The organism is Azospirillum sp. BE72 (assembly GCF_031455875.1).
Lineage (GTDB): Bacteria > Pseudomonadota > Alphaproteobacteria > Azospirillales > Azospirillaceae > Azospirillum.
In genome coordinates, this window is record NZ_JAVDTO010000002.1 from 972,737 (window position 1) to 996,532 (window position 23,796).

At 68.1% G+C, this 23,796-nt stretch carries 24 protein-coding genes; 9 read left to right on the forward strand and 15 right to left on the reverse strand.

The window, feature by feature from the left end:
• Positions 1-31 precede the first annotated feature (31 nt).
• The 5 genes from nifU (at position 32) to nifW (ending at position 4,778) form a co-directional block, all read left to right on the forward strand.
• Positions 32-955: a Fe-S cluster assembly protein NifU gene (nifU, locus tag J2Y49_RS10630; RefSeq protein WP_310114799.1), complete on the forward strand. Its 924-nt coding sequence runs from the start codon at positions 32-34 to the stop codon at positions 953-955.
• Positions 956-970: 15 nt separating this feature from the next.
• On the forward strand, positions 971-2,176 hold the full coding sequence (gene nifS / locus J2Y49_RS10635; protein WP_310114801.1) for a cysteine desulfurase NifS: 1,206 nt from the start codon (positions 971-973) through the stop codon (positions 2,174-2,176).
• A 283-nt stretch (positions 2,177-2,459) separates the two neighbouring features.
• A complete protein-coding gene (gene nifV, locus J2Y49_RS10640) occupies positions 2,460-3,581 on the forward strand; it encodes a homocitrate synthase (RefSeq protein WP_310114803.1) in 1,122 nt (373 codons plus the stop codon).
• Between the two features lie 23 nt (positions 3,582-3,604).
• Complete coding sequence (cysE, locus tag J2Y49_RS10645) at positions 3,605-4,429, forward strand: serine O-acetyltransferase (RefSeq protein WP_409017830.1); 825 nt, start codon at positions 3,605-3,607, stop codon at positions 4,427-4,429.
• A 13-nt stretch (positions 4,430-4,442) separates the two neighbouring features.
• Positions 4,443-4,778 carry a nitrogenase-stabilizing/protective protein NifW gene (gene nifW, locus J2Y49_RS10650; RefSeq protein WP_310114807.1) on the forward strand — a complete coding sequence of 112 codons (336 nt, stop codon included), beginning with the start codon at positions 4,443-4,445 and terminating at the stop codon, positions 4,776-4,778.
• A gap of 57 nt (positions 4,779-4,835) precedes the next feature.
• Here nifW and J2Y49_RS10655 read toward each other — a convergent pair whose 3' ends face one another.
• Positions 4,836-5,138, reverse strand: coding sequence for a hypothetical protein (locus J2Y49_RS10655; RefSeq protein ID WP_310114809.1), 303 nt, complete (start codon positions 5,136-5,138; stop codon positions 4,836-4,838).
• 294 nt (positions 5,139-5,432) lie between these two features.
• Between J2Y49_RS10655 and J2Y49_RS10660 the strand changes: the two genes are divergently transcribed.
• Positions 5,433-5,837: a response regulator gene (locus J2Y49_RS10660; protein ID WP_310114811.1), complete on the forward strand. Its 405-nt coding sequence runs from the start codon at positions 5,433-5,435 to the stop codon at positions 5,835-5,837.
• A 202-nt stretch (positions 5,838-6,039) separates the two neighbouring features.
• On the opposite strand, the gene J2Y49_RS10665 is transcribed toward J2Y49_RS10660, so the two are convergent.
• The 5 genes from J2Y49_RS10665 to J2Y49_RS10685 form a co-directional block, all read right to left on the reverse strand.
• The gene (locus J2Y49_RS10665) at positions 6,040-6,333 is read right to left on the reverse strand and encodes a ferredoxin family protein (RefSeq protein ID WP_310114813.1); all 294 of its coding nucleotides are present in this window, start codon (positions 6,331-6,333) and stop codon (positions 6,040-6,042) included.
• Complete coding sequence (locus tag J2Y49_RS10670; protein WP_310114815.1) at positions 6,330-7,631, reverse strand: FAD-dependent monooxygenase; 1,302 nt, start codon at positions 7,629-7,631, stop codon at positions 6,330-6,332. The genes J2Y49_RS10665 and J2Y49_RS10670 overlap by 4 nt, the downstream gene beginning before the upstream one ends.
• Before the next feature lie 28 nt (positions 7,632-7,659).
• Entirely contained in the window at positions 7,660-8,739 is a 1,080-nt protein-coding gene (locus J2Y49_RS10675) for an electron transfer flavoprotein subunit alpha/FixB family protein (protein ID WP_310114817.1), read from the reverse strand.
• A 25-nt stretch (positions 8,740-8,764) separates the two neighbouring features.
• On the reverse strand, positions 8,765-9,616 hold the full coding sequence (locus J2Y49_RS10680) for an electron transfer flavoprotein subunit beta/FixA family protein (protein ID WP_310114819.1): 852 nt from the start codon (positions 9,614-9,616) through the stop codon (positions 8,765-8,767).
• A 226-nt stretch (positions 9,617-9,842) separates the two neighbouring features.
• A complete protein-coding gene (locus tag J2Y49_RS10685; RefSeq protein ID WP_310114821.1) occupies positions 9,843-12,959 on the reverse strand; it encodes a response regulator in 3,117 nt (1,038 codons plus the stop codon).
• Between the two features lie 190 nt (positions 12,960-13,149).
• On the opposite strand from J2Y49_RS10685, the gene J2Y49_RS10690 reads away from it, so the two are divergent.
• Positions 13,150-13,995: a BglII/BstYI family type II restriction endonuclease gene (locus J2Y49_RS10690; RefSeq protein ID WP_310114823.1), complete on the forward strand. Its 846-nt coding sequence runs from the start codon at positions 13,150-13,152 to the stop codon at positions 13,993-13,995.
• 35 nt (positions 13,996-14,030) lie between these two features.
• Here J2Y49_RS10690 and J2Y49_RS10695 read toward each other — a convergent pair whose 3' ends face one another.
• From J2Y49_RS10695 to J2Y49_RS10715, 5 genes are all read right to left on the reverse strand, one after another.
• Positions 14,031-14,693 (reverse strand): LysE family translocator, encoded by a 663-nt coding sequence (locus tag J2Y49_RS10695; protein ID WP_310114825.1) that lies wholly within the window; start codon positions 14,691-14,693, stop codon positions 14,031-14,033.
• Between the two features lie 31 nt (positions 14,694-14,724).
• A complete protein-coding gene (locus J2Y49_RS10700; protein WP_310114827.1) occupies positions 14,725-15,621 on the reverse strand; it encodes a lauroyl acyltransferase in 897 nt (298 codons plus the stop codon).
• The gene (gene lpxK / locus J2Y49_RS10705; protein WP_310114829.1) at positions 15,605-16,603 is read right to left on the reverse strand and encodes a tetraacyldisaccharide 4'-kinase; all 999 of its coding nucleotides are present in this window, start codon (positions 16,601-16,603) and stop codon (positions 15,605-15,607) included. The genes J2Y49_RS10700 and lpxK overlap by 17 nt, the downstream gene beginning before the upstream one ends.
• A gap of 42 nt (positions 16,604-16,645) precedes the next feature.
• Positions 16,646-17,932 (reverse strand): 3-deoxy-D-manno-octulosonic acid transferase, encoded by a 1,287-nt coding sequence (locus tag J2Y49_RS10710; RefSeq protein ID WP_409017831.1) that lies wholly within the window; start codon positions 17,930-17,932, stop codon positions 16,646-16,648.
• Between the two features lie 168 nt (positions 17,933-18,100).
• Positions 18,101-18,718, reverse strand: coding sequence for a LysE family translocator (locus J2Y49_RS10715; RefSeq protein ID WP_310114832.1), 618 nt, complete (start codon positions 18,716-18,718; stop codon positions 18,101-18,103).
• Between the two features lie 161 nt (positions 18,719-18,879).
• Between J2Y49_RS10715 and J2Y49_RS10720 the strand changes: the two genes are divergently transcribed.
• Complete coding sequence (locus J2Y49_RS10720) at positions 18,880-19,698, forward strand: YoaK family protein (RefSeq protein WP_310114834.1); 819 nt, start codon at positions 18,880-18,882, stop codon at positions 19,696-19,698.
• A gap of 5 nt (positions 19,699-19,703) precedes the next feature.
• On the opposite strand, the gene J2Y49_RS10725 is transcribed toward J2Y49_RS10720, so the two are convergent.
• Both J2Y49_RS10725 and J2Y49_RS10730 read right to left on the reverse strand, forming a co-directional pair.
• Positions 19,704-20,702 (reverse strand): glycosyltransferase family 1 protein, encoded by a 999-nt coding sequence (locus J2Y49_RS10725; RefSeq protein WP_310114836.1) that lies wholly within the window; start codon positions 20,700-20,702, stop codon positions 19,704-19,706.
• Positions 20,699-21,520 (reverse strand): UDP-2,3-diacylglucosamine diphosphatase, encoded by an 822-nt coding sequence (locus tag J2Y49_RS10730; protein ID WP_310114838.1) that lies wholly within the window; start codon positions 21,518-21,520, stop codon positions 20,699-20,701. Before J2Y49_RS10730 ends, J2Y49_RS10725 begins: the two co-directional genes overlap by 4 nt.
• A gap of 220 nt (positions 21,521-21,740) precedes the next feature.
• Here J2Y49_RS10730 and J2Y49_RS10735 point away from each other — a divergent pair, with 220 nt between their 5' ends.
• On the forward strand, positions 21,741-22,724 hold the full coding sequence (locus tag J2Y49_RS10735; protein WP_310114839.1) for a diacylglycerol kinase family protein: 984 nt from the start codon (positions 21,741-21,743) through the stop codon (positions 22,722-22,724).
• Positions 22,725-22,860: 136 nt separating this feature from the next.
• Here J2Y49_RS10735 and J2Y49_RS10740 read toward each other — a convergent pair whose 3' ends face one another.
• Together J2Y49_RS10740 and purS are read right to left on the reverse strand one after the other, a co-directional pair.
• Complete coding sequence (locus tag J2Y49_RS10740; RefSeq protein WP_310114841.1) at positions 22,861-23,493, reverse strand: DNA-3-methyladenine glycosylase 2 family protein; 633 nt, start codon at positions 23,491-23,493, stop codon at positions 22,861-22,863.
• 44 nt (positions 23,494-23,537) lie between these two features.
• A complete protein-coding gene (purS, locus tag J2Y49_RS10745) occupies positions 23,538-23,780 on the reverse strand; it encodes a phosphoribosylformylglycinamidine synthase subunit PurS (RefSeq protein WP_310114843.1) in 243 nt (80 codons plus the stop codon).
• Between the last annotated feature and the right edge of the window lie 16 nt (positions 23,781-23,796).

Consider the following 23,796-nt stretch of genomic DNA (forward strand, 5'->3'; position numbering starts at 1 on the left):
GGCGCGCACCCCACGGAAAGGCAGCAGCGACATGTGGAACTACACCGACAAGGTCAAGGAACACTTCTTCAACCCGAAGAACTCCGGTGTCCTGGACAGCGCCAACGCGGTCGGCGAGGTCGGCTCCATCACCTGCGGCGACGCGCTGCGTCTGATGCTGAAGGTCGATCCCGACACCCAGATCATCCTGGATGCGAAGTTCCAGACCTTCGGCTGCGGCTCAGCCATCGCCTCCTCCTCGGCGCTGACCGAGATGATCATCGGCAAGACGGTGGACGAGGCGCTGACCCTGACCAACCGCGACATCGCCGAGTATCTGGGCGGCCTGCCGCCGGAGAAGATGCACTGCTCCGTCATGGGTGCGGAGGCGCTGCGCGCCGCCATCGCCAACTACAAGGGCGAGGCGTGGGAAGACGACCATGAGGAAGGCGAGCTGGTTTGCAAATGCTTCGGCATCGACGCCGCCATGATCGAGCGCGCGGTGAGCGTCAACGGCCTGACCACGCTGGAGGAAGTCACCCACTACACCAAGGCCGGCGGCTCCTGCCAGACCTGCCACGAGAAGATCGAGGAGGTGCTGGAGGAGGTGCTGGCGAAGACCGGCGCCCTGAAGCCCGCCAAGAAGCACGCCCCCGGCACCGTTGGCCTCGACGCCATCAAGCCGTTGGAACCCAAGGCCGAACCGGCCGCGGCGCCCAAGCTGACCAATGTCCAGCGCATGCAGGTGATCATGAGCGCCATCGAGGAGATGCGCCCGCAGATTCAGCGCGACGGCGGCGACGTGGAGTTGGTCGACATCGACGGCAAGGACATCTACGTCCGGCTGACCGGCGCCTGTTCCGGCTGTTCGCAGTCGGCCGGCACGATGATGGGCGTGCAGATGAAGCTGGTCGAGAAGCTCGGCGAGTTCGTGCGGGTCAAGCCCGCGTCCCTCATGCCGGCCCATGCGGGCTAAGGGGAGCGCCAAGCCATGAGCCAGGGAATTTACCTCGACAACAACGCCACCACCCGCGTCGATCCGGACGTGCTGCAGGAGATGCTGCCGCTCTTCACCGAGCATTTCGGCAACGCCTCCTCCATGCACGGCTTCGGCGCCGCGGTGGGCGGCAAGATCGAATGGGCGCGCTGCCAAGTCCAGGCCCTGCTGGGTGCCGCCCATGACAGCGAGATCGTCTTCACCTCCGGCGGGACGGAGAGCGACAACACCGCCATCCTGTCGGCGCTGGAGGCCTATCCGAAGAAGCGCGAGATCGTCACCAGCGTGGTCGAACACCCCGGCGTGCTGGCGCTCTGCGAGTATCTGGAGAAGAAGCGCGGCTACAAGGTCCACCGCATTCCCGTGGACAACAAGGGCAACCTCGACATGGAGGCCTACCGCGCGGCGCTGTCCGACCAGGTCGCCATCGTCTCCATCATGTGGGCCAACAACGAAACCGGGACGATCTTCCCGGTGGAGGAACTGGCGCGCATGGCGAAGGAGGTCGGCGCCCTCTTCCACACCGACGCGGTGCAGTCGGTCGGCAAGATCCCGGTGAAGCTGGCCGACAGCGCCATCGACATGCTGTCGCTGTCCGGCCACAAGCTGCACGCCCCCAAGGGCATCGGCGCGCTCTACGTCAAGCGCGGCCTGCGCTACCGCCCGATGCTGCGCGGCGGCCATCAGGAACGCTCGCGCCGCGCCGGCACCGAGAACGCGCCCGGCATCGTCGGGCTGGGCGCCGCCGCCCAACTGGCGCTGGTCCATATGGGCGACGAGAACACGCGGGTGAAGGCGCTGCGCGACAAGCTGGAACAGGCGATCCTGGCGGCGGTGCCGAGCTGCTTCGTCACCGGCAATCCGGACAACCGCCTGCCCAACACCTGCAACATCGCCTTCGAGTATATCGAGGGCGAGGCGATCCTCCTGCTGCTGAACGAGGCCGGCATCGCCGCGTCCTCCGGCTCCGCCTGCACCTCGGGGTCGCTGGAGCCCAGCCACGTCATGCGCGCCATGGGCGTGCCCTACACCGCCGCCCATGGCGCCACCCGCTTCTCGCTGTCGCGCGAAACGACGGAGGAGGAGATCGACCGGGTCATCGCCGTGGTGCCGGGCATCATCGCCAAGCTGCGCAGCCTGTCGCCCTACTGGCAGCAGGAAGCCGGCAAGCCCAAGGAATTCGCACCCGTTTATTCGTAACACCGGAATCGCAGGCCGGGTCGATGGCCCGTCCCGGCACCCCGCCCGACGACACCCCGTCGGGGCGGGTCCCCGGCCCGGCCTGCGACACTTCTGATGGGGGCGAAGTTCTATGCCCCCTCCCTAACCCTCCCCCGCTGGGCGGGGGAGGCAACTGCCGCCGCCCTCCTGAACAGGCGCTCAATCCCCCTCCCCCGCGATCGGACCGGCCTTCGGCCGGCCGAGAGCGGGGGAGGGTCGGGGTGGGGGCAACCCGCGGCAACAACTCCCAGAAGGTGCCCCCATGCCCACCACCTTCGCCACCATCAACGACACCACGCTGCGCGATGGCGAGCAGACCGCCGGCGTCGCCTTCACGCTCGACGAGAAGATCGCCATCGCCCGCGCGCTCGACGCGGCAGGCGTGCCGGAACAGGAGATCGGCATCCCCGCCATGGGCGAGGAGGAGCGCGAGGGCATCCGCGCCGTGGCCGCGCTGGGGCTGAAGGGCCGGCTGATGGTGTGGTGCCGCATGCACGACGCCGATTTGAAGGCTGCGCTGTCTTGCAACGTCGGCTTCGTCAACCTCTCCATGCCGGTGTCGGACATCCACATCACGAAGAAGCTGAAGCGCAGCCGCGCCTGGGCGCTGGCGGAGATCGAGCGCCGGGTAAAACAGGCGCGCGACCATGGGCTGGAGGTCAGCGTCGGCGGCGAGGATTCGTCGCGCGCCGACATGGATTTCCTGATCGCCGCCGCCACCGTGGCGCAAGCGGCCGGCGCCCGACGCTTCCGCTTCGCCGACACGCTGGGCGTGCTCGACCCTTTCCAGACGCGCGCCTGCATCGAACGGCTGCGCCGGGCCACCGACCTGGAGATCGAGATCCACGCCCATGACGACCTGGGCCTAGCCAACGCCAACTCGCTGGCCGCGGTGCTGGGCGGCGCCACCCACGTCAACACCACGGTGAACGGCCTGGGCGAGCGCGCCGGCAACGCCCCGCTGGAGGAGGTGGTGGTGTCGCTGAAGCACCTCTACCACATCGATACCGGCGTCGAGACGCGGTCGCTCGGCACCATCAGTGATCTGGTGGAACGGGCGTCCAACCGGCCGGTCGCCGTCAACAAGTCGATCGTCGGCGCCGCCGTCTTCACGCATGAGGCCGGCATCCATGTCGACGGGCTGCTGCGCGACCGCGCCACCTACCAGAATTTCGACCCGGCCGAAGTCGGGCGCGAACACCGCATCGTGCTGGGCAAGCATTCCGGCACCGCGGCGGTGAAGCTGGCCTATGAGCGGCTCGGCATCGCCTGCGACGACGCCACGGCGCAGGCGGTGCTGCCGCGCGTCCGCGCGCTGGCCACCCGCGCCAAGCGGCCGCCGACGCCCGAGGAGCTGCACGCCTTCCTGGAGGCGGCGACATGACCAAGCCCAAAAGCTCTCCGGGCATTCTGGCCCTGCTGCGCGAGGACGTCGCCTGCGTGTTCGACCGCGATCCGGCGGCGCGCAACGTCTTCGACGTGCTGACCTGCTATCCCGGCATCCATGCGCTGGTGATGTACCGCTTCGCCAACGCGGCCTGGCGGCGGGGGCTGCGATGGCCGGCGCGCTTCGTGTCCTATGTCGCACGCGCGGTGACCAACATCGACATCCATCCCGGCGCCGGCATCGGCCGCCGTTTCTTCATCGATCATGGCGCCGGCGTGGTGATCGGCGAGACCGCGGAGATCGGCGACGACGTGACGCTCTATCATGGCGTGACGCTGGGCGGCACCTCCTGGACCAAGGGCAAGCGGCACCCGACGCTGATGGACGGCGTGCTGGTTGGTGCCGGCGCCAAGATCCTGGGGCCGATCACCGTCGGCACCAACGCGCGGGTCGGCGCCAATTCGGTGGTGACCAAGCCGGTGCCGCCGGGCATGACTGTGGTCGGCATCCCCGGCCGGGTGGTGCGGCCGGAGACTCAACGCCATCCGTCCGGCCGCCAGTTGTCGGATCACGGTATCGATCTGGAACATCATTTGATGCCCGACCCGGTCGGCAAGGCCATCGCCTGCCTGATCGACCACATCAACCGCATCGAAGCCCGGCTGGAAGCCCACACCGCAACCGAACCGTCACAGTTTCCTGCTAAGAACATCCGCCTGTCGGAATTTCGCCTGAACGATATGCACCGCGATATACGTTTGGACGGTGTGGCCTGCAGCTCTTGTGGCAACATCTGCGACCAGGAGGGGTGCGGCCCCTCCCCTTCCACCCAGCAGCACGCGTGAGGAGCCTTCGACGATGAGCGATTTCACCGACGACCTCGACGATCTGGAAACCGCGGAAGACTTCCTGCGCTTCTTCCACGTCACCTACGACCAGCGTGTGGTCAATGTGAACCGCCTGCACATCCTGCAGCGCTTTCACGACTATTTGTCGGCGGACCATGGGATGGAGGGGCTGGACGACGAAGGCATGTCGGCGCGCTACCGCTTCCATCTCGAACGCGCCTACCAGGATTTCATGGTGTCCAACGCCATCGCGGAGAAGACCTTCAAGGTCCACAAGGAAGAGGCGCGCAAGATGGCCGACCGCTTCGTCCCGCTGGATAGCCTGCTGGGGTCGCCGGTCGGCTGAGCCGCCCGCACCCCTGACATTGACGGGAGGGGGGCGCCGGCCGCGCCCCCTTTGCCATCAGTGGATCTTGCTCTCGTTGGGGCCGTCATCGCGCCGATAGACATGGACATGGTAGGCGGCCATCGGATTCTCGTCGATGTAACGCAGCAGCTCCTGCTCCGTCCGCGGCGTGGCATCGCGGATCAGAACCTGCCAGGCGGGCTCCATCGTCGCGCGCATGGTCTCGTCGTGGGGCAGCATGATGAATCCGGCCCATTCGGGGTCGAAATCCGCCAGATAGCTCCGGGCGTAGTGCTTCATCATCGCCGCGTCGTTGACGTTGACGTTCTCCATATTCTCGAAACAGACACGCAGGTCCATCGCCGTCCTCCTCATGGAATGGGGCGCGGCCCCGCCAATGGTCCGCAAGGGACGCGCGCAGGTCCGCGATGTTTGGTCCTGAAAACAGCCATGCGATAGAGATGGTACGCCGACGGGGTGAAAAACAAGGGCGTGCGATCTCTCCTCACGCAACCGCGCCGACCTGCGGCCATGCCGGCTCGTTGCGCCATGCATCGGGCGCAGACCGCTCCATTGGTCATAATCCTGCGCTTTTTGGGTTCGCCGACTGCGTGGCTCCTGTAGAATTCTTGTGACAGTACCTGCGCGAGTACGATGACAGACCTAACGCCTGCCTCCGACCATCCCCTGCGCATCCTCATCGTCGAGGACGAAAGTCTCGCCGCCATGGCTTTGGAAGAGGTCCTGGGCATGCTGGGCTTCGCCGTCATCGGCATCGAGGACAATGCCGACGCCGCGATCGGGGCGGCCGAGCGGCTGCGCCCCGACATCGTGATGATGGACATCCGACTGCTCGGTCCCCGCGACGGGATCGAAGCCGCCGCGGCCATTCGCGCCCGCACCGGCATCCGCTGCATCTTCACCTCCGCCTTCGCCGATGCCGAGACCCGGCACCGCGCCGCCGACTGCGAGCCCTTCGGCTTCGTCCGCAAGCCCTATTTCCCGGCGGAACTGCAGCGGGCGCTGGACCATGCGGCGAGAGTGTTGAAGGGGAACTGATTGCCCCCACCTAACCTCCCCCGCTGGGCGGGGGAGGGACTGCCGCTGCTCTCCCTTCTCAGCACTTGTCCCCTCCCCCGCCCAGCGGGGGAGGGTTAGGGTGGGGGCATCGGACAACCACTCCCCACCAAACAAATCGGCCCCCGCGCGTCGCCGCGCGGAGGCCATCCAGTTCCGGAGCAAGACAACAGACGCGAACCGATCAGCCAAACTTGTAGCTGATGCCGTAACCGCCGCGCGGATAGTCCCAGGCGATGTTGCCCTTGTCCTGGCAGACGACGCGGCAGGTGCCACATTCCAGGCAACCATCGGTCACCAACGTTACGCCGCCGGTCTCGTTCTTGCTGTAGCAGGCGGCCGGGCAACAGAAGGTACAGGCCTGTTTCTCGCAGCTCTGGCAGGCCTCCGCACTCTTGATCTGGATGTGCGGCCGGCTCTCGTCGACGATATAGCGGTTCTGATAGAGCTTCTCTTCGACCTTCACCATGATGCTCATCGCACGGCCCTCACCAGCTTGATTGCGTCACCGACCAGTCCCATCACCGAGCGGCGCTTGATGAAGGACTTCATGATCTGCTTTTCCTTGGTCTTCTTGTCGACGCTGTCCACGGTGAACCAGTTGTGGACCGCGGAGGTGATCTCGTCGGGATAGGCGCCGAAGAACTGCTTGTTGCCATGCATGATGCCCGGCAGCTCGCGATACTTCTTCAGGTCCTTCATGATGAAGCTGTCGTCCAGCTTCTTCTTGTAGGCTGCCAGGTTCGACGCGGTATAGCCCTTGCCGGCGGCCTTCAGCTCGATCACCGTCTCCGCCGCCATCCGGCCCGAGGCCATGGCGAGGTTGGAGCCCTCGCGATGGGCGGCGTTGTTGAAGTGGGCGGCGTCGCCGACCACCATCCAGCCGTCGCCGTAAAGCTGCGGAACCGCCTTGTAGCCGCCTTCCGGGATCATGTGGGCGGCGTATTCCTTCATCTCCGCCCCTTCGATCAGCGGCTTGATGACGGGGTGGTTCTTCAGATCCTCCAGCATCTTGTAGGGCGGGCAATCGCCGTTCTTGAAGTCGGAGATCAGGCAGCCGATGCCGATCGTCAGCGATTCCTTGTTGGTGTAGAGGAAGGCGGTGCCGACCATCCCCTTGGTCACCTTGCCCATGATCTCGATGACGACGCCTTCATCCTCCTTGATGCCGAAGCGCTGCTGGATCAGCTCGGGATCGATGAAGAGGATTTCCTTGACGGCCAGCGCCACATTCTCCGGCGCCGCTTCGCCCTGAAGGCCGGCGCGCTTGGCCAGCAGGGCGTTGACGCCGTCGGCCATGATGACGACGTCGGCGTGGATCTCCCCGCCCTCGCGGTCGGTGCGCACGCCGATCACCTTGCCGGAAGGATCGCGGATCAGCTCCGTCACCGTGGTCTCGCAGATCTGCAGGCCGCCGACCTTGCGGATCTGCTCGCCCCACCATTTGTCGATGTTGGCGCGGATGATGGTGTAGCGGTTCGGCTTGTCGCTGTTGAAGGACTCAGAGCGGTAGTTGGTGCCGACATAGCTGTCGTCGCCCAGCAGCCAGACGCGCTGTTCGATGATGTGGCGTTCCGTCGGGCAATCGTCCCGGAAGTCCGGAATGATCTTCTCCAGCTCATGCGAATACATGATGCCGCCCTGGACGTTCTTGGCGCCGGGATATTCGCCGCGCTCAAGCTGGAGAACCTTCAGCCCCTGCTTGGCCAGCGTGTAGGTCGCGGCGTTGCCGGACGGGCCGGCACCGATGACGATGGCGTCGAACTTTTCGACCATGTCGACAGGCTCCTTTCTCGTCCGGCGGTCAGCCGGCCATGCGGTTGACGGAGAGGCGGCGGCCGAAGGCGTCGGTCAGCGCCGGCAGGATCTTCAGCGCGTCGCCGACCAGCCCGAGATGGGCGAAGTCGAAGATCGTCGCATTCGGATCGGTGTTGATCGCCAGGATCAGGTCCGACTTCTCCATGCCGACCCGATGCTGGATGGCGCCGGAAATGCCGGCGGCGATGTAGAGCTTCGGCCGCACCGTCTTGCCGGTCTGCCCGACCTGACGGTCGTTGGTGGCCCAGCCGGCCTGGACCAACGGACGGGTCACGCCGACTTCGGCGCCCAGCACCTTGGCGAGGTCGAAGACCAGCTTCATGTTCTCGACCTTGCCCAGCCCCTTGCCGGCCGACACGATGATGTCGGCGAAGGCCAGTTGCGCCTCGTTCTGCTCGCGGTCGGCGATGAAGTTCAGAACCTTGGTGACGATGTCCTCTTCCCGCAGGTCCGGCTGGATTTCGATGACTCGGCCGGTGCGCTTGTCGTCACGCTCCGGCATCGCCATGACGCGCGGGCGCACCGTCGCCATCTGCGGCCGGTAGGCCAGCGTCTGGATGGTGCAGAGCAGCGTGCCGCCGAAGGTCGGCCGGGTCGCGGCCAGCGAGCGGTTGTCGGCGTAGATGTCCAGTTCGGTGCAGTCGGCGGTCAGGCCGGTCGCCAGGGTGGTGGCGATGGCGCCGGCCAGATCGCGGCCCAGCGTGGTGGCGCCCAGCAGCACGATCTCCGGCTTGTGGGTGTTCACCACGTCGGTCATGACGCGGCAATAGGGATCGGTGCGGTAGTCGGCCAGCGCCGGGTCGGTCACCTTGTAGACGATGTCGGCGCCATAGCTGATGGCGTCGCCGCAGATGCGGTTCAGGTCGGGGCTCTCGGCGCCCAGGACCACCGCACCCACCTCCACCCCCAGCTTGTCGGCCAGCTTGCGGGCTTCGCCCAGCAGTTCCAGCGACACGGAATGGACGATGCCGCGCTCCTGCTCCACGATCACCCAGACGTTCTTGTAAACCTTCAGGTGTTCGGGAAGCTGGAACTTGCGGCCCTGGGGCTTGCTCGGTTCGCTCATCGTCGGGTCTCCCGCGGATGGATCGTCAAAGCCCGGCCGCGGCGCGGGCGAGCAGGTCGCCGGCCAGCTTGGGCTGGGCGGCGAAGATGGCGTCGATGGCAGCGGCGGCCTGCGCATCAGGGGTGTCGGCGTCGGCGACGATCATCTTCGCCTTCTCGGCGCGCGGCTTCGGCACGAAGACCTTCGACACCACGGTCGGCGAACCCTTCAGCCCGACGCGGCCCTCTTCGGCCCCGGTGAAGTCGCGGCTCCAGGTCTTCAGCTCGTAGCGGGCGGCGCGGAACAGGTCGTCCATCTTGCCGAAGCGGATGGTGTTGGTGCCTTCCAGCATGGTGATCATGCAGGGGAGCTTCGTCTTCAGCACCTGCACGCCGCCTTCGGAGCGGCGCTGCACCACGATCTCCTTGGAGGCGATGTCCAGATCCTCGATCTTGGTGATGTAGGTCAGCTGCTCGAAGCCAAGGCGGGTGGCGATGCCGGGGCCGACCTGCGCGGTATCGCCGTCGACCGTCTGCTTGCCGCAGAAGACGATGTCGACCGGCTCCTCCTCCGCCAACTTCTGGATGGCGGAGGTCAGGGCGTAGGAGGTCGCCAGCGTGTCGGACCCGGCGAACTTGCGGTCGGTCAGCAGTACCGCGTCGTCGGCCCCCAGCGATAGCGCCTTGCGCAATGAGGTCTCCGCCATCGGCGGCCCCATGGTCAGCACGGTGACGCGGGCGCCGACCTTGTCCTTCAGCCGCAGCGCCTCTTCCAGCGAGAACAGGTCGAAGGGGTTGATGATGGCGGGCACGCCCTGCCGCATGATGGTGTTGGTGACGGGATGGATGCGGATCTGGGCGCTGTCGGGCACCTGCTTGATACAGACGACGATGTGCATCCCGTTCTCCTTGGCTTCCGCTCTCGCTGTGACGCGCATGTGGGTTTGGGGCCGGCACCGGGCCGGGATACACCCAGGACAGCAAGCGGCGTGCCAGCCGGCGGAGACCGGCCAAGCCACGGGAAAGGTTCAGAGTTTTTCGAAGGCGCGATGCACCGCGACCTTGTCGCAAAGGCGACAAGGGGGCTGCCATGTCGGGTTCGTTACAGCCCGCGCGGGTAGGAGATCAGACCGCTTCGATATGGCCGACGACGCGGTCCAGCTCGATGCCGACGCGGGCGACCATGGCGGCGATGCCGTCCAGCCGGCGGTCGATCACCGCCATCTCCACCGCGTCCGCGGCGGCGGCGAGATCGCGGGCGCCGACGGTGCGCGAGGATCCCGCCAGCTTATGGGCCGCCTGCCGCACCTCGTCCCAGATCTCGCCCGCCAACGCATCGATGAGCCAACGGTGGGAGGTGCGGTTGGAGGTGACGAACTCGCCCAGCAGATGGCGGACGAAATCGGCGTCACCATCGAACAGCGCGGTCAGCGCATCCATGTCGAGCGGCGGCAGGTCGGCCGCCTGCGGCACCGGCGGTGGAGCCCCGACGGCCTCCGGCGAAGCCTCGACGGCCTCCGGCGGCAGGGCGGCCTGCTCGTCGGGCTCCTCCTCCGCCCAGCCTTCCGCGTGACCGTCCGGCGGCAGGAAACGGTCGAGCACGCGGCGCAGGTCGGCAAGGCTGACCGGTTTGGCCAGCGTGTCGTCCATGCCCGCGAGCAGGCAAAGCTGGGCTTCGTTTTCCGTCGCGTTGGCGGTGATGGCGACGATGGGCAGGCGGGGAGTTCCCCCGGCCGCTTCCGCCGCACGGATGCTGCGTGCCAACTCCATGCCGTCCAACTCCGGCATCTGGCAGTCGGTCAGCAGCAGGCTATGGCCGCCGGCCCGCCACAGGGCGAGCGCCTGGGCGCCGTCCTCCGCCGTTTCCATGACATGGCCCAGCAAGGCGAGCTGGCGCTGGATCACCTGCCGGTTGGTCGGATGATCCTCCGCCACCAGGATCAGGCGGCCCTGCGCCCGCGCCTCCTCCACCGAAGGCAGCCGGCGCCGGCCGGCGGCGGGAGCGGCGGGCTCCGGTTTCGGTTGCAGGTCGGCCCGTCCGCCCTCCCCTGCCGGCATGCGTCCGGCGGCGGCCAGGACGGCGCGGATCAGGCCGGTCCGCCGCACCGGCCGGCCGAGGACGACGGTTCCGGCGCCGGCCCCAACCGCTGATGAGCCGAGCGCGGCCGTATCGCCGGCGGTCAGCGCGTCGCCGCCGATCAGCACGCGGCCGCGCACCCGGCCACGCGGGTCACTGTCCAGCGCCGCGCCGTCGGTACCCAAGGTGGAGACCAGCACGTCGCAGGCGGCAGTGGGCAGCAAGGAGCGCAACGCCGCGTCGGCATCGGCGGCCTCCACCACCTGGGCGCCGTCGGCGTTCAGGTAGCGGGCAAGGAAGCCGCGCTCCTCCGCATCCGCCGCCAGCAGCAGCACCGTCACACCCTGCAGCGGCGCCCGCTGAAGGCAGGCCTCATCCTCCGCCGGGACCAGATCGGCCGCGAAGGTGAACCAGAAGGTGGAGCCGACATTCAGTTCGCTGGTGACGCCGATGTCGCCGCCCATCAGTTCGGTCAGACGCCGGCAGATCGACAGACCGAGCCCGGTGCCGCCGAACCGGCGGGTGGTCGACACCTCCGCCTGGGTGAAGGGGCGGAACAGGCGGACTTGGTTTTCCGGCGAGATGCCGATGCCGGTGTCGGTCACCGCCACCCGGATGATGACGCGGTCGCCGTCGAAATGCGCCAGCTCCACCCGCACCGTGACCGAACCGGACTGGGTGAACTTCACCGCATTGCCGGCGATGTTGAACAGCACCTGCCGGATGCGCACCGGATCGCCCAGCACCGCCGCCGGCAGGTCGGGATCGACATAGGTGACCAGCGACAGGCCCTTGGCCCGCGCGCCGGGGGCCAGCGTGTCGGCCACCCCCTCCACCACGCCGGCCAGTGCGACCGGCACCCGTTCCAGGTCCAGCCGCCCGGCCTCGATCTTCGAAAAGTCCAGGATGTCGTTAATGATGGTCAGCAGGGCACCGGCCGATTCCCGCACCACGGTGACCAGTTCGCGCTGATCCCCGGTCAGGCTGGTGTGCTCCAGCAGTTCCAGCATGCCCTGGATGCCGTTCATCGGCGTGCGGATCTCATGGCTCATGGTGGCCAGGAACAGCGACTTCGCCTGGTTGGCCGCCTCCGCCTCCGACCGTGCCGCCTCCGCCGCTTCGCGCGCCGCCACGAGGTCGCGCGTGCGTTCCGCCACCTGGCCTTCCAGGCTGCGGTTCAACTCGGTTAGTTCCTCATAGAGGTGGACGTTGTCGAAGCCGATGGCGACCTTGGCGCAGAACACCTCCAGAAGCCGCCGTTCGTCCGCGGTCATCGCACGCCCATGGCCGAGATAGATCGCCGTGTCGTGCCGCCGGGTGGCGGAGCGGAAGACCAGGACGCTGTGCCCGCGCTCGAACCGGTTGCGGCCATCGGCCAGCGCCGCCGTCACCGCCTGCACCGCCTCGTCCGGCAGGGCCAGGAACAGCGGCGTCCCTTCCATCCCGGCATGGCGGCCGGCACCGCCCAGCACCAGCGGCTCCGCCGGCCGCGGCCCATCGGACAGGCCATCGGACAGGCGGTTGACCAGCGCCACCCCGCCCAAAGTCATTCCATTGGCCGGCGGAAAGACGCCGACGATCTGCGCCACGGCATGGCGCACGAACTCCGCCATCGTCCGCTTGCCCAGCAGCGTGGATGACGCGTCGAGGATGCGCTCCAGCCCCTCGCGGTGGTCCTCGATCGCGGTGATGTCCTGATAGCCGCGGAGCGCGGCGACGACGGAGGTGAACAGCTTCTGCGCCGTCAACTCCGTCTTCGACTTGTAATCGTTGATGTCGTAGCTGAGGATGACGTCGCGTTCCGGCGCCTGCCCCGGCTGGCCGGTGCGCAGGATGATGCGGACCCGGCGGTTGCTCAACTCGCTGCGGATGTAGCGGACCAGCCGCAGGCCGGCATCGTCCGATTCCATCACGACGTCCAGCAGGATCACCGCGATGGCCGGGTTGTCGCGCAGCACCCCGCGGGCTTCCGCCGCGGTGGCGGCCGACAGGAACTGTGCCGGGCGTCCTTCGAATGTGAAGCCGCGCAGCACCATCTTGGTGGTGGCATGGATGGCGGGGTCGTCGTCGACGATCAGGATCAGCCAGGGTTCGACCGGTTCGGCAGCCTCGGCCGCCACCTCGACGGCGGGTTCCTCCTCCGCGAACAGGAATTCGTCGCTCATCACGGTCCCCCGGCGAACTTGCCGCGCTTTTTCCACCCCGGCGCGCGGGCGACCTTATCATAGGTGCGGGAAAGGCCGCCAGTTCGGCCCCCGATCGGCGCCATGAGGCGGCAACCATCAGGCGGAAAGGGTGGATTTGCCGGGCGGCAGCCGCCATGGTGGCGCCGTTTTCCATCGCGCATGTGCCGTCATGAACCTGCTTGCCTGCATCCACGACAAGGCCCCGCTGATCGAGGCGCGGGATCCCGACCTGGGCGACCTGTTCCCGCCGGGCTTCCTCGACCTGTACGAGGTGCACAGTTACCGCAACGCGGCCCGCATCCTGGCCTATGCCTGCACGCCCGAGTTCCGCGAGATCACCGAGCGGCTGATGGAGTTCCGCATCCGCACCGAGGACATCGTGGCGTCCGGCGGCAACAAGTCGCAGATCGCCAAGACGATGGAGCGGATGCTGAACCCGCTGGGCTGGAACGAGACGCGCATCCGCGGCGACCTGTTCATCACCAAGATGATCGTGACGCACGAGGAAAAACGCCGCGTCGCCGGCAAGAACCGCGGCCAGACCGTGACCGAGCAGCGCCAGCGCGAGGAGCTGTACAAGGTCAACGGCTTCATCGACGGCCACAAGATCGACTTCGTGAAGGGGCGGGTGTCCTTCGACCTGGAATGGAACAGCAAGGACCAGACCTTCGACCGCGATCTCTACGCCGCCCGCACCTTCTACGAATGCGGCATCATCAACGCCGGCGTCCTGCTGACCCGCAGCGCCGAACTGATCCCGCTGTTCACCGAGGTGGCGCGGCGGGTGGAGATGAAGAACTTCCAGAACAAGTACGGCGCCAGCACCACCTGGATGAAGAAGCTGCTCTACCGGCTGGATGCCGGCCGCGGCGGCGGCTGCCCGGTGCTGGCGTTGGGCATCCGCCCGGCGCTGGTGTCGGATTTCGAGGAGTGGAAGGACAGCCACCCGGTCGTCCGCCAGACGGCGACCTTCGACGTCGACACCGCGGCGGAGGACGAGGACGATCTTTGGTGAGGGGATGTTGCGGTGCGAAGCTAGACCCCCGCCCCTCAAGCAAACTTCCGGTCCGTCAGCAGCAGGCGCACCGCGAAGCCCAGGAACAGCACCCCGGCGATGCCGTCCAGCGCCGTGCGCACCCGCGGGCTGGACAGCACGCGGCGGGCGGCGCCGGCGCTGAGTGCGGCGATGCCGGCCAGATAGATGCCGCCCAGCACCGAGATGATGCTGCCGAGGATGAAGGTCTGCAGCGCCACATGGCCCAGGGCGGGGGCGATGAATTGCGGGACGAAGGCCAGCTGGAACAGGATGACCTTCGGGTTCAGAAGGTTGGTCAGCAGTGCCTGGACGAACACCCGGCCGGCGCGGGCCGAGGCCGGCGCCTCGATGGCCGGCGCGGGTTCGGCGCCCCGGCTTGCCCAGACGCTCCACAGCGACCGCAGGCCGATCCACGCCAGATAGGCGCCGCCGGCATAGCGCAGCAGGTCGAACAGCGTGGTCGAGGCCGCGATCAGGGCGGAGATGCCGGCGGCGGCCAGCAGCGCATGCACCATGTTGCCGACGCAGATGCCCAACGTCGCCACCACCCCGGCCTGCCGGCCGTCGGCGATGCTGCGGGTCAGCACCAGCAGGGAATCCGGCCCCGGCGCCAGGACCAGGACACAGACGGCGATCATATAGAGTTGCAGCAGATGGGGGTCGAGCGGCAGGGTCATGGCGGCGGGCCTTCGGGCGGTAGGGGAGCGGTCAATCCGGCCAGCGGCGGTGGATCCACAGCCATTGCGCCGGCCTGTCGCGGATCCAATCCTCCAACAGACGGTTCAACCGTTCCATCAGAATTCGCGCATCCGCATTGCGGTCGCCGCTGGTCGGGTATTCCTCCGGCGGCAGGACGGTGACGCGGAACCGCGCGCCCTCCAGCCGTTCGGTCCGCGTGGGACACAGCGGCAGCTGCATCTTCATGCCGAGCAAGGCGGCGGCCGGCGCGGTCATGGCGTCACGGCCGAAGAAGGGGACGGGGATGCCGTCATTCATCTTCTGGTCGATCAGCATGCCGACATGGCCGCCCCTGGTCAGGTGACGCAGCAGGATCCTGGCACCGTCCGGCCCCTTGGGGATCTGCATGCCGGTCGCCGCCCCGCGCAACTTCACCAACAGCGCGCCGACGATCGGGTTGTTGGGCGCGCGATAGACCACGCCCACCTCCAGCCCGTGCAAGCGGGCGACGACCGACTGCACCTCCCAGTTCGCCAGATGGCCGGAGACCACGATGCCGGCCTTGCCGTCCTCGCGTAGCGCGTCGACATGCTCGATGCCGACCAGTTCCACCCGTTCGCGGCCGATCTGCTCCAGATGCGGGTATTCGGCGATGGTGCGGCCCAGATTGTCCCACATCCCGCGCAGGATCGCGTCGATCTCCCCCTTGCTCTTCTCGGGGAAGGCGCGGGTCAGGTTGCGGCGGGCACGGGCGCTGTTGGGCAGCAACGGCCCGACCGTCCGTCCGATCCAGCCGCCGAGCGCCGACGCGCGGTCGAGCGGCAGCGCCCGGAACAGTGCGCAGACGCCATGGACGAGCACCGCCTCCAGCTTGTAGCCGACATTGCGCGTCAGCCATTGCTGCAGGGGGCTACGCGGCTTGGCCATCGGGGCTTCCTTTCAACAGCATAGGGGACAGCAGCGCGGCGAGCGCCCCCTCATCCTCCCAGCGGACGGAGACGGGCAGCATGTCCACCCTGCCCCGAAGCTCCGGCGGCAGGCGGACGGCGTCCTTGGCGGTGGTGACGGGCAAGGCACCCGTCGCCGCGGCGCGGTCAATCAGGGCCGCAACCTCGTCCGGGCGGTAGGGATGGTGGTCGGCGAAGGGCGCACGCTCCACCACGTGGGCGCCGAGCGCCTCCAGCGTGGCGAAGAACTTCTCCGGGCGGCCGATGCCGGCGAAGGCCAGGACGTCACGGCCGGCGAGCCGGGCGGCGGCATCGGGATCGGGCGCCAGCCATGCCTTCAGCACGGGACGCCGGCCGGCCAGCGCCGCGAGGCCATGGCGGTCCTCCCCCAGGATCACCAGCGCGTCGGCACGGGCGAGGCCGTCGGCCACCCGTTCGCGCAGCGGCCCCGCCGGGACAAGCCGCCCATTGCCGAAGCCGACCGCGCCATCGGCGACGATCAGCGCCAGATCCTTGTAAAGGGCCGGGTTCTGAAACCCGTCATCCATGACGATGGCCCCCGCCCCGGCGGCGACCGCGCGCTGCGCCCCCGCCAGCCGGTCGCGCGCCACCCAGCACGGTGCGGCACCAGCCAGCAGCAGCGCCTCGTCGCCGACATCGGCCGCGGTGTGGCGGGCGGGATCGACCTGCAGAGGCCCGGCCTCCCGTCCGCCATGGCCGCGGGTCAGCGCATGGGTGGAAATGCCGTGGGCGCGCAATGCGGCGATCAGCGCCAGCCCGACCGGCGTCTTCCCGGCACCGCCCGCCACCAGATTGCCGACGCAGACCACCGGCGCCGTGACCCGCTGCGGAACGGCTCCGGCGATGCGCCGCCGTCCGGCCAGCCCATAGAGCGCGCCCAGTGGCGCCAGCAGCGAAGATGCCAGGCCGGGCGGCCTGTACCAGAAGGCGGGGGTCTTCACGGGCCAGTCATCCCCTCACACTCATCCCCTCACGCTCATCCCTCAGGCGGCGGTCGGGATGCCGGCGGTGCCCAGCACCGGGGACAGCGCGGCCAGCGCGCGGTCGATGATCCGCCGGTTGTCCGCCGTCACCCGCGCCGCGCCCGCGACGATGCGGTCGCGCGCATGGCCATCGGTCAGCAGCCGCCGGATCTCGCGGGTCAGCGCCTCGCCATCCGCGACCGCCAGGGCGCCGCCGGCGGCCTCCAGCATGTGGGTGATCTCGCCGAAATTGAACATGTGCGGGCCATAGAGCACCGCACAGCCCAGCTGCGCCGGCTCCACCGGATTCTGTCCGCCATGGGGGATGAAGGAGCCGCCCATGCACACCACCGGGGCCGCGCGGTAGAACAGCCCCAGCTCGCCCATCGTGTCGGCGACATAGACGGCATGCTCCGGCCCCGGCAGCAGATGGCGGTCCGTCCGCCGCAGCACCGGCAAGCCGCGCGCCCGCATCAGCTCGGCAACGGCCTCGCCGCGATGGGCATGGCGGGGGACGATGACGGTCAGCAGGCCGGGCAGAGCGGGAGCCAGCGCCGCGTGGACCGCCGCGGCGATTTCCTCCTCCCCCGGATGGGAACTGGCGAGCAGCCAGACCGGCCGGCCATCCAGTGCGGCGCGCAGCGGCTCCATCGCATCGGCGGCGGCGGGCGGCGGCTCGGCGGAGAATTTCAGGTTGCCGACGCTGGCGACTCCCGCGGCGCCCAGCCGGCGCAGCCGCTCCGCATCACCTTCGGTCTGGGCCAGCGTGATCTGGAAGGTCGACAGCAGCCCGCCGACGAAGCCCGGCGCGTTGCGCCAGCGGGCGAAGCTGCGCTCCGACATGCGGGCGTTGACCAGGGCGGCGGGGATGGCGCGGGCGCGGATGCCGGCCAGCAGGTTCGGCCAGATCTCCGATTCCGTCCACAGCACCGCGTCGGGACGCCAGTGGTCGAGAAAACGGTCGACGGCACCCGGCAGATCGACCGGCACATATTGGTGGATCGCCCGCTCCGGCAGCCGCCGTCCCATCAGTTCGGCCGAGGTGACGGTGCCGGTGGTCATCAGCACGGACAGGTCGGGTGCGTCGTCCAGAAGCCGGCCGATCAGGACCAGGACCGAATTCGCCTCGCCCACGCTGGCCGCATGGATCCACACCAGCGGTCCGGCCGGCCGCGGGCGCGAGGGCGTGCCGAACCGCTCCGCCTGACGCACGGGGTCTTCCTTGCCCGCGGCGCGGCGGCGGTCGAGATAGAGGCGCACCGCCGGCCCGGCGACGGTCGTCAGGCCACGATAAAGAGATTGCAGCATCAAGGCCCGGAACAGGAGACGGACGACAACGGGCGCGTTGCCGGTCCCCGTGATACGGAACACCGGCAGCGCGCCCGGCGGCACCTTAGCACGCGGCAACCGTTCCGTAACAGGGGCCGGTGCGACGGACAGCCGCTTGCTCCGGAACCGCCGCCCGGAAGCTCTCCCTCACCGCTCCGCCAGCGCCAGCTTGGCCCCCAGCGCGGCGAAGGCGGCGGCGAAGCTGCGGCGCATCCAGGCCATCACCTGCGGGCGGGAGACCACCTGATCGCGCACCGCGGCGGCGAACAGGCCGTAGACGACGAAGACCGCGAAGGTCAGCGCCATGAACACGCCGCCGAGTTCCAGCATGCGGGCGAGCGGCTGCGGATCGGCGTCGCTGACGAATTGCGGCAGGAATGCCAGGAAGAAGATCGACAGCTTGGGGTTCAGCACATTGACCAGCACCGCCCGCAGGATCATCCGCCCGGCCGGAAGCCGCGCCGTCTCCGTCTCAGTCTGGACGCTCAACGCACCCTGCTCCTTCAACGTCGCCCATGCCATGTAGAGCAGATAGAGCACGCCCAGGATCTTCAGCCCCTGGAACGCCACGGCGCTGGTGTGCAGCAATGCCGCCAACCCCAGCACGGCCGCCGCCATGTGCGGCACGATCCCCAGCGTGCAGCCGAACGCCGTGATCGCACTGGCCCGCGCGCCCTGCGACAACCCCGCCGCCAGCGTGAGCAGCACCCCGGTGCCGGGCGAGGCGACGACGATCAGGGAGGTGATGAGGAATTCGGGGCTCATGGGCGGACACCTCGCGCCAATGTGGGAGAGCCGAATGGAACCATGGCGCGGGATCGTCGCCAAGGGATGGTTTCGCAAGACGGGAAAGTCCATCCCGTCGCATTGTCCCCTGCCCCATCCCTCCGCTATCCTGATCCAAATCCCCCGCCTCGCGGTGATGCATGCCGGTCTCATATCTGCGCACGCTTTCGGAAAGCAAGCGAACCAGGCGGGCCAACGTCCATCTCGGCGTGTCGCTGGCCTTCGTCGCCGGAGCGATCAATGCGGGCGGGCTGCTGGCAGTGCTGCAATACACCTCGCACATGACCGGCATCGTCTCGTCCATCGCCGACAATCTGGTGCTGGGAAACCTCGTGGCGGTGGCGGCGGGGATGGCATCGGTGGCGGCCTTCGTGTCGGGGGCGGCCTATTCGACCATTCTCGTCAATTGGGGGCGGCACAACCGGATGCACAGCGCCTATGCCTATCCGCTGTTCTGGGAGGCACTGCTGCTGCTGGGATTCGGGCTGCTGGGCCACAGCCTGGACGAGCATCGGGCGCTGTTCGTGCCGGTGACGGTTCTGCTGCTGTGCTTCATCATGGGGCTGCAGAACGCCATCGTCACCAAGATCTCCAATGCGGAGATCCGCACCACCCACATGACCGGCATCGTCACCGACATCGGCATCGAACTGGGCAAGCTGGTCTACATCAACCTCGGCACCGAGTCGGCGCGCTACCAGCCGGTGCGCACCAACTGGCCTCGGCTGGGGCTGCTGGTGGCCCTGCTCGGCGCCTTCTGCCTGGGCGGCGTGGCCGGGGCCGCCGGGTTCAAATATGTGGGCTACGTCACGACGGTGCCGCTGGCCGCATTCCTGGTGCTGCTGGCGATCGTGCCCATGGTGGACGACGCGCGGACGCGGACGCGTCTGCTGCTGCGCCAACGGGTCAGGACCAACGGCGGGGGACGGCACCGGGAAGCGCCGCCCCCGCTGACCTGACACCGTTACGTGAAGGGCCGCAGGTTGGACAGGAACTGTTCGGCCGAACGGCGCCAGGAATAGCCCAGCGCATAGTCCCGGCAGGTCTGCGCCGGGATCGTGAGCGCGCCTTCCACCGCCCGCTTCAGATCCACGTCCAGGCAGCCGGCGCCGGAGCCGTCGACCACGTCCAGCGGTCCCGGCACCGGATAGGCCGCCACCGGCACGCCGGACGCCAGCGCCTCCAGCAGAACCAGCCCGAAGGTGTCAGTGCGCGACGGGAAGACGAAGACGTCGGCGGCGGCGTAATGCTTCGCCAGTTCCTCGCCATGCTTGGCGCCGACCCAATGAACGCCGGGGTATTTGCGCTGCAACTCCTCCCGCGCCGGGCCGTCGCCGACCACCACCTTGGTGCCGGGCAGGTCGAGGCGCAGGAAATCCTCCAGATTCTTTTCCACCGCCACGCGGCCGACATACATCGACACCGGGCGCGGCAGATCGAGGAAGCCCTTGTCGCGGGGATGGAACAGCTCGGTGTCGACTCCGCGGGTCCAGCGCCGGATGTTGGTGAAGCCCCGGCCCTTCAGCGCATCCTCGATGGTCTGGGTCGCCACCATCACCGCCGAGGACGGCTTGTGGAAGCGGCGAACAACCGCATAGGACAGCGCCAGCGGGATCGGCGCGCGGTCGCGCACATATTCGGGAAAGCGCGTGTGGTAGGCGGTGGTGAAGGGCTTGCCGTGCTTCAGGCAATAGGACCGGGCGGCAAAGCCCAGCGGCCCTTCGGTGGCGATGTGGATGCAGTCGGGCCGCATGCCGTCGATCATCGCCCACAGCCGCCGTTTCGCCCCAAGCGCCAGCCGGATTTCCGGGTATGTCGGCATCGGCAGGGTGCGGAAGCGGTCCGGTCCGATCACCTCGACGCTGTGTCCCATCGCCTCCAACTCGTCACGCACGGTGCCGATGGTGCGCACGACGCCGTTCACCTGCGGGTGCCAAGCGTCGCTGACGATCAGGATGTTCACGCCGCTTCCCGTTCCTTCGCCGGGATCTTGCCCGCACTGGGACCAGGGGCGGGAAGTCGCCGCGCCATGACCTCCGCCCAGTGGATGATCTCCAGCACGCCGCTGTCGTGCTCCACCAAGGCGGTGCAGGACTCGACCCAATCGCCGTCGTTGCAATAGAGGATTCCTTCGATATCGCGCATCTCGGCGGTGTGGATGTGGCCGCAGACGACGCCGTCGACCTTGCGGCGGCGGGCTTCGTCGCCCAGCGCCTCTTCGTACTTGCCGATGAACTCGACCGCGGTCTTGGCCTTGTGCTTCAGGTAGGCCGACAGCGACCAGTAATTGAAGCCCAGCCTGCGGCGCACCCAGTTGAACAGGGTGTTGACGTGCAGCAGTGTGACGTAGGCGTGGTCGCCCAGCAGGGCCAGCCACTTGGCGTAGCGGACCACGGCGTCGAACTTGTCGCCGTGGGTGATCAGCAGGCGCCGGCCGTCGGCGGTGGTGTGGACCCATTCATCGACCACATGCACGCCGCCGAACTGCAGCCCGACATAATCGCGCGCCGCCTCGTCATGGTTGCCGGGGATGTAGTAGACCTGCACCCCCTTGCGGGCGCGGCGCATGATCTTCTGCACCACGTCATTGTGCGCCTGGGGCCAGTACCAGCTTTTCTTCAGCCGCCAGCCGTCGACGATGTCGCCGACCAGGAACAGGTGATCCGATTCGGTATGCTTCAGGAAATCGAGAAGCAGCTCCGCCTGACAGCCGCGCGTTCCCAGATGAACGTCGGATATCCAAATGCTGCGGTAGCGCTTGACCGCTGGGACGGCGTCCATCTTCCGCTCCGTCTTTGCCATGGCCGGCGGCCATCAAGACAACTGCCGTATAAATCAAAGCAGATCACCTTGACAACGATTTGGAACACCCGCACCTATTCGTCACAGTGATTTGGGCTTTCGTCACGGTGCTGCAGTTTTACTGCAACGGAACCGCCGCCTGCCCTTCATGGTTCTGCAACAGAAGGCGCCCCGTGCGCCGGTCAGGGAGAGCGAATCGGTGCGCGACACGGTGCTGATGGACGAGAGCCCGGCGGTTAGCCCGGGCGGCGGCGGCGATGCGGCGATCGAGGTGCGGCGGCTGCTGGTGATCCACAACCCGATGGCCGGCGGACGGCGGGCACGGCGGCTGCGCGCGGTGGTGTCCCGGCTGGAGGCGCGCGGCCTGTCGGTCACCGTCAGGCCGACGGGCAAGCGCGGCGATGCCGAGGCCTTCGCCCGCGAGGCCGATCCGGCCGCCGTCGATGCCGTCATCGCGGCCGGCGGCGACGGCACCATCAACGAGGTCATCAACGGGCTGGCGGTCCATGCCGCGGCGGGCCTGCCGCTGCCGCTCGGCATCGTGCCGATGGGCACCGCCAATGTGCTGGCCGCCGAACTGGGCCTGGGCATGGATGCGGAACGGATCGCCGCGGCGATTGCCGGCGGGCAGCGGACGATGATCTGGCCGGCGCTGGCGAACGGGCGGGTGTTCTCGCTGATGGCCGGGGTCGGGCTGGATGCGCGGGTGGTGGAGCGGGTCGATCCTCGGGTGAAGCGGCTGATCGGCAAGGGCGCCTATGTGGCGGAGACACTGGTGCAACTGGCGACCCGGCCGGACCACCGCTATCGGGTGACGCTGGATGACGGTGAAAACTGGGGCGAGCCGCAGGAGGTGGCGTCGGTCATCGTCGCCAAGGGGCATTTCTACGGCGGCCGCTTCATCTGCGCGCCCGACGCGCGGCTGACCGAGCCGGAGCTGCATGTCTGCCTGTTCCCGCGCGGCGGGCGGCTGAACGCGCTGCGCTATGTCTGGGGCGTCACCGCCGGGCGGCTGGCGCGCTTTCCGGAGTATCGCGTGGTGACGGCGAAGCGCGTGCGGATCGAGGGACCGGCGGGCGACGGGCTGTTTGCCGACGCGGTGCAGGGCGATGGCGACGTGCTGGCACGGCTGCCGGTGGAGATCGCGCTGGCGGGCTGGCGGTTGCCGGTGCTGGTGGGGTGAGGTTGTGGAGATGTCGGCTGACGATGCCCCCACCTAGCCTCCCCCGCTCTCAGCGGACCTACGGTCCGCCTGCCGCGTCAGCACAAAGCATAGCTTTGTGCGAGAGCTGGGCGGGGGAGGGTTGGGGTGGGGGCAATCACCTCGATAGCTTCACAACTTTGGCCGCCCTCGCCTGCTCCTGCAACGCCACGTAATGGTGCCAGACCAACCGCGCCGCCAGCGAGCGGTAGGGCCGCCAGGGCTCGGCCACCTCGATCAGCTGCTTCGCCGTCGGCTTGTCCGCCCAGCCCTTCAGCCGCTGGACGCCGAGCTGGATCGCCAAGTCGCCGATGGGCCAGATGTCCGGCCGGTCGAGCGTGGTCATCAGATAGACCTCGGCACTCCAGCGGCCGATGCCCTTCAGCGCGACGAGTTGGGCAATGGCTTCCTCGTCCGGCAGGTCATGGATGATATCGAAATCGAGCCGGCCGCTCACAACCGCCTCGGCGAGGCCGCGGGCGTAGCCGATCTTCTGGCGGGAAAATCCGCAGGCGCGCAACGTCTCGTCGTCCAGCGCCAGGATGGCGTCGGGAGTGACCTCGCCGCCCAGCCGATCCTGCAGCTTGGCCCAGAGCGCCAGCGCGACCTTGGTGGAGAGTTGCTGCTCCATCACCATGCGCAGCAGGCCGACGAAGCCGGTCGGCCGGCTGAAGTCTCGGATCGCCGGGCCGCCGACGCGCAGGCATTCGGCGAAAATGGGGTCGAGCGCGGCCAGATGCTCAGCGTTCATGCTCGACGCTCATCGGCCGCGCTCCACATCCCGCAAGCCGTGGCTCAGGCCACCAGCTCGATGGCGAAGTCCTCGATCACGGTGTTGGCGAGCAGCTTGCTGCACATCGCCTCGACCTCTTTGCGGGCGGTCGCCTCGTCGGTGCTCTTGAGCTGCAGCTCGATCACCTTGCCGGCGCGGACGTCCTCGACGCCGTCGAAGCCCAGCGTGTGCAGCGCGTGCGCAATGGCCTTGCCCTGGGGGTCGAGAACGCCGCGCTTGAGGGTGACGTGAACCTTGGCCTTCATCGGATGTCCGCTCGCT

Excerpts from the sequence above, each read along its gene's own strand:
- nifS (WP_310114801.1), top strand. The coding sequence starts at position 971 with ATGAGCCAGGGAATTTACCTCGACAACAACGCCACCACCCGCGTCGAT.
- J2Y49_RS10690 (WP_310114823.1), top strand. The coding sequence starts at position 13,150 with ATGAACCTGCTTGCCTGCATCCACGACAAGGCCCCGCTGATCGAGGCG.
- J2Y49_RS10710 (WP_409017831.1), bottom strand. The coding sequence starts at position 17,932 with ATGCTGCAATCTCTTTATCGTGGCCTGACGACCGTCGCCGGGCCGGCG.
- nifW (WP_310114807.1), top strand. The coding sequence starts at position 4,443 with ATGAGCGATTTCACCGACGACCTCGACGATCTGGAAACCGCGGAAGAC.
- J2Y49_RS10670 (WP_310114815.1), bottom strand. The coding sequence starts at position 7,631 with ATGGTCGAAAAGTTCGACGCCATCGTCATCGGTGCCGGCCCGTCCGGC.
- J2Y49_RS10730 (WP_310114838.1), bottom strand. The coding sequence starts at position 21,520 with ATGGACGCCGTCCCAGCGGTCAAGCGCTACCGCAGCATTTGGATATCC.
- nifU (WP_310114799.1), top strand. The coding sequence starts at position 32 with ATGTGGAACTACACCGACAAGGTCAAGGAACACTTCTTCAACCCGAAG.
- J2Y49_RS10715 (WP_310114832.1), bottom strand. The coding sequence starts at position 18,718 with ATGAGCCCCGAATTCCTCATCACCTCCCTGATCGTCGTCGCCTCGCCC.
- J2Y49_RS10695 (WP_310114825.1), bottom strand. The coding sequence starts at position 14,693 with ATGACCCTGCCGCTCGACCCCCATCTGCTGCAACTCTATATGATCGCC.
- J2Y49_RS10665 (WP_310114813.1), bottom strand. The coding sequence starts at position 6,333 with ATGAGCATCATGGTGAAGGTCGAAGAGAAGCTCTATCAGAACCGCTAT.
- J2Y49_RS10720 (WP_310114834.1), top strand. The coding sequence starts at position 18,880 with ATGCCGGTCTCATATCTGCGCACGCTTTCGGAAAGCAAGCGAACCAGG.
- J2Y49_RS10685 (WP_310114821.1), bottom strand. The coding sequence starts at position 12,959 with ATGAGCGACGAATTCCTGTTCGCGGAGGAGGAACCCGCCGTCGAGGTG.
- J2Y49_RS10660 (WP_310114811.1), top strand. The coding sequence starts at position 5,433 with ATGACAGACCTAACGCCTGCCTCCGACCATCCCCTGCGCATCCTCATC.
- J2Y49_RS10740 (WP_310114841.1), bottom strand. The coding sequence starts at position 23,493 with ATGAACGCTGAGCATCTGGCCGCGCTCGACCCCATTTTCGCCGAATGC.
- J2Y49_RS10700 (WP_310114827.1), bottom strand. The coding sequence starts at position 15,621 with ATGGCCAAGCCGCGTAGCCCCCTGCAGCAATGGCTGACGCGCAATGTC.
- J2Y49_RS10675 (WP_310114817.1), bottom strand. The coding sequence starts at position 8,739 with ATGAGCGAACCGAGCAAGCCCCAGGGCCGCAAGTTCCAGCTTCCCGAA.
- J2Y49_RS10680 (WP_310114819.1), bottom strand. The coding sequence starts at position 9,616 with ATGCACATCGTCGTCTGTATCAAGCAGGTGCCCGACAGCGCCCAGATC.
- J2Y49_RS10655 (WP_310114809.1), bottom strand. The coding sequence starts at position 5,138 with ATGGACCTGCGTGTCTGTTTCGAGAATATGGAGAACGTCAACGTCAAC.
- nifV (WP_310114803.1), top strand. The coding sequence starts at position 2,460 with ATGCCCACCACCTTCGCCACCATCAACGACACCACGCTGCGCGATGGC.
- purS (WP_310114843.1), bottom strand. The coding sequence starts at position 23,780 with ATGAAGGCCAAGGTTCACGTCACCCTCAAGCGCGGCGTTCTCGACCCC.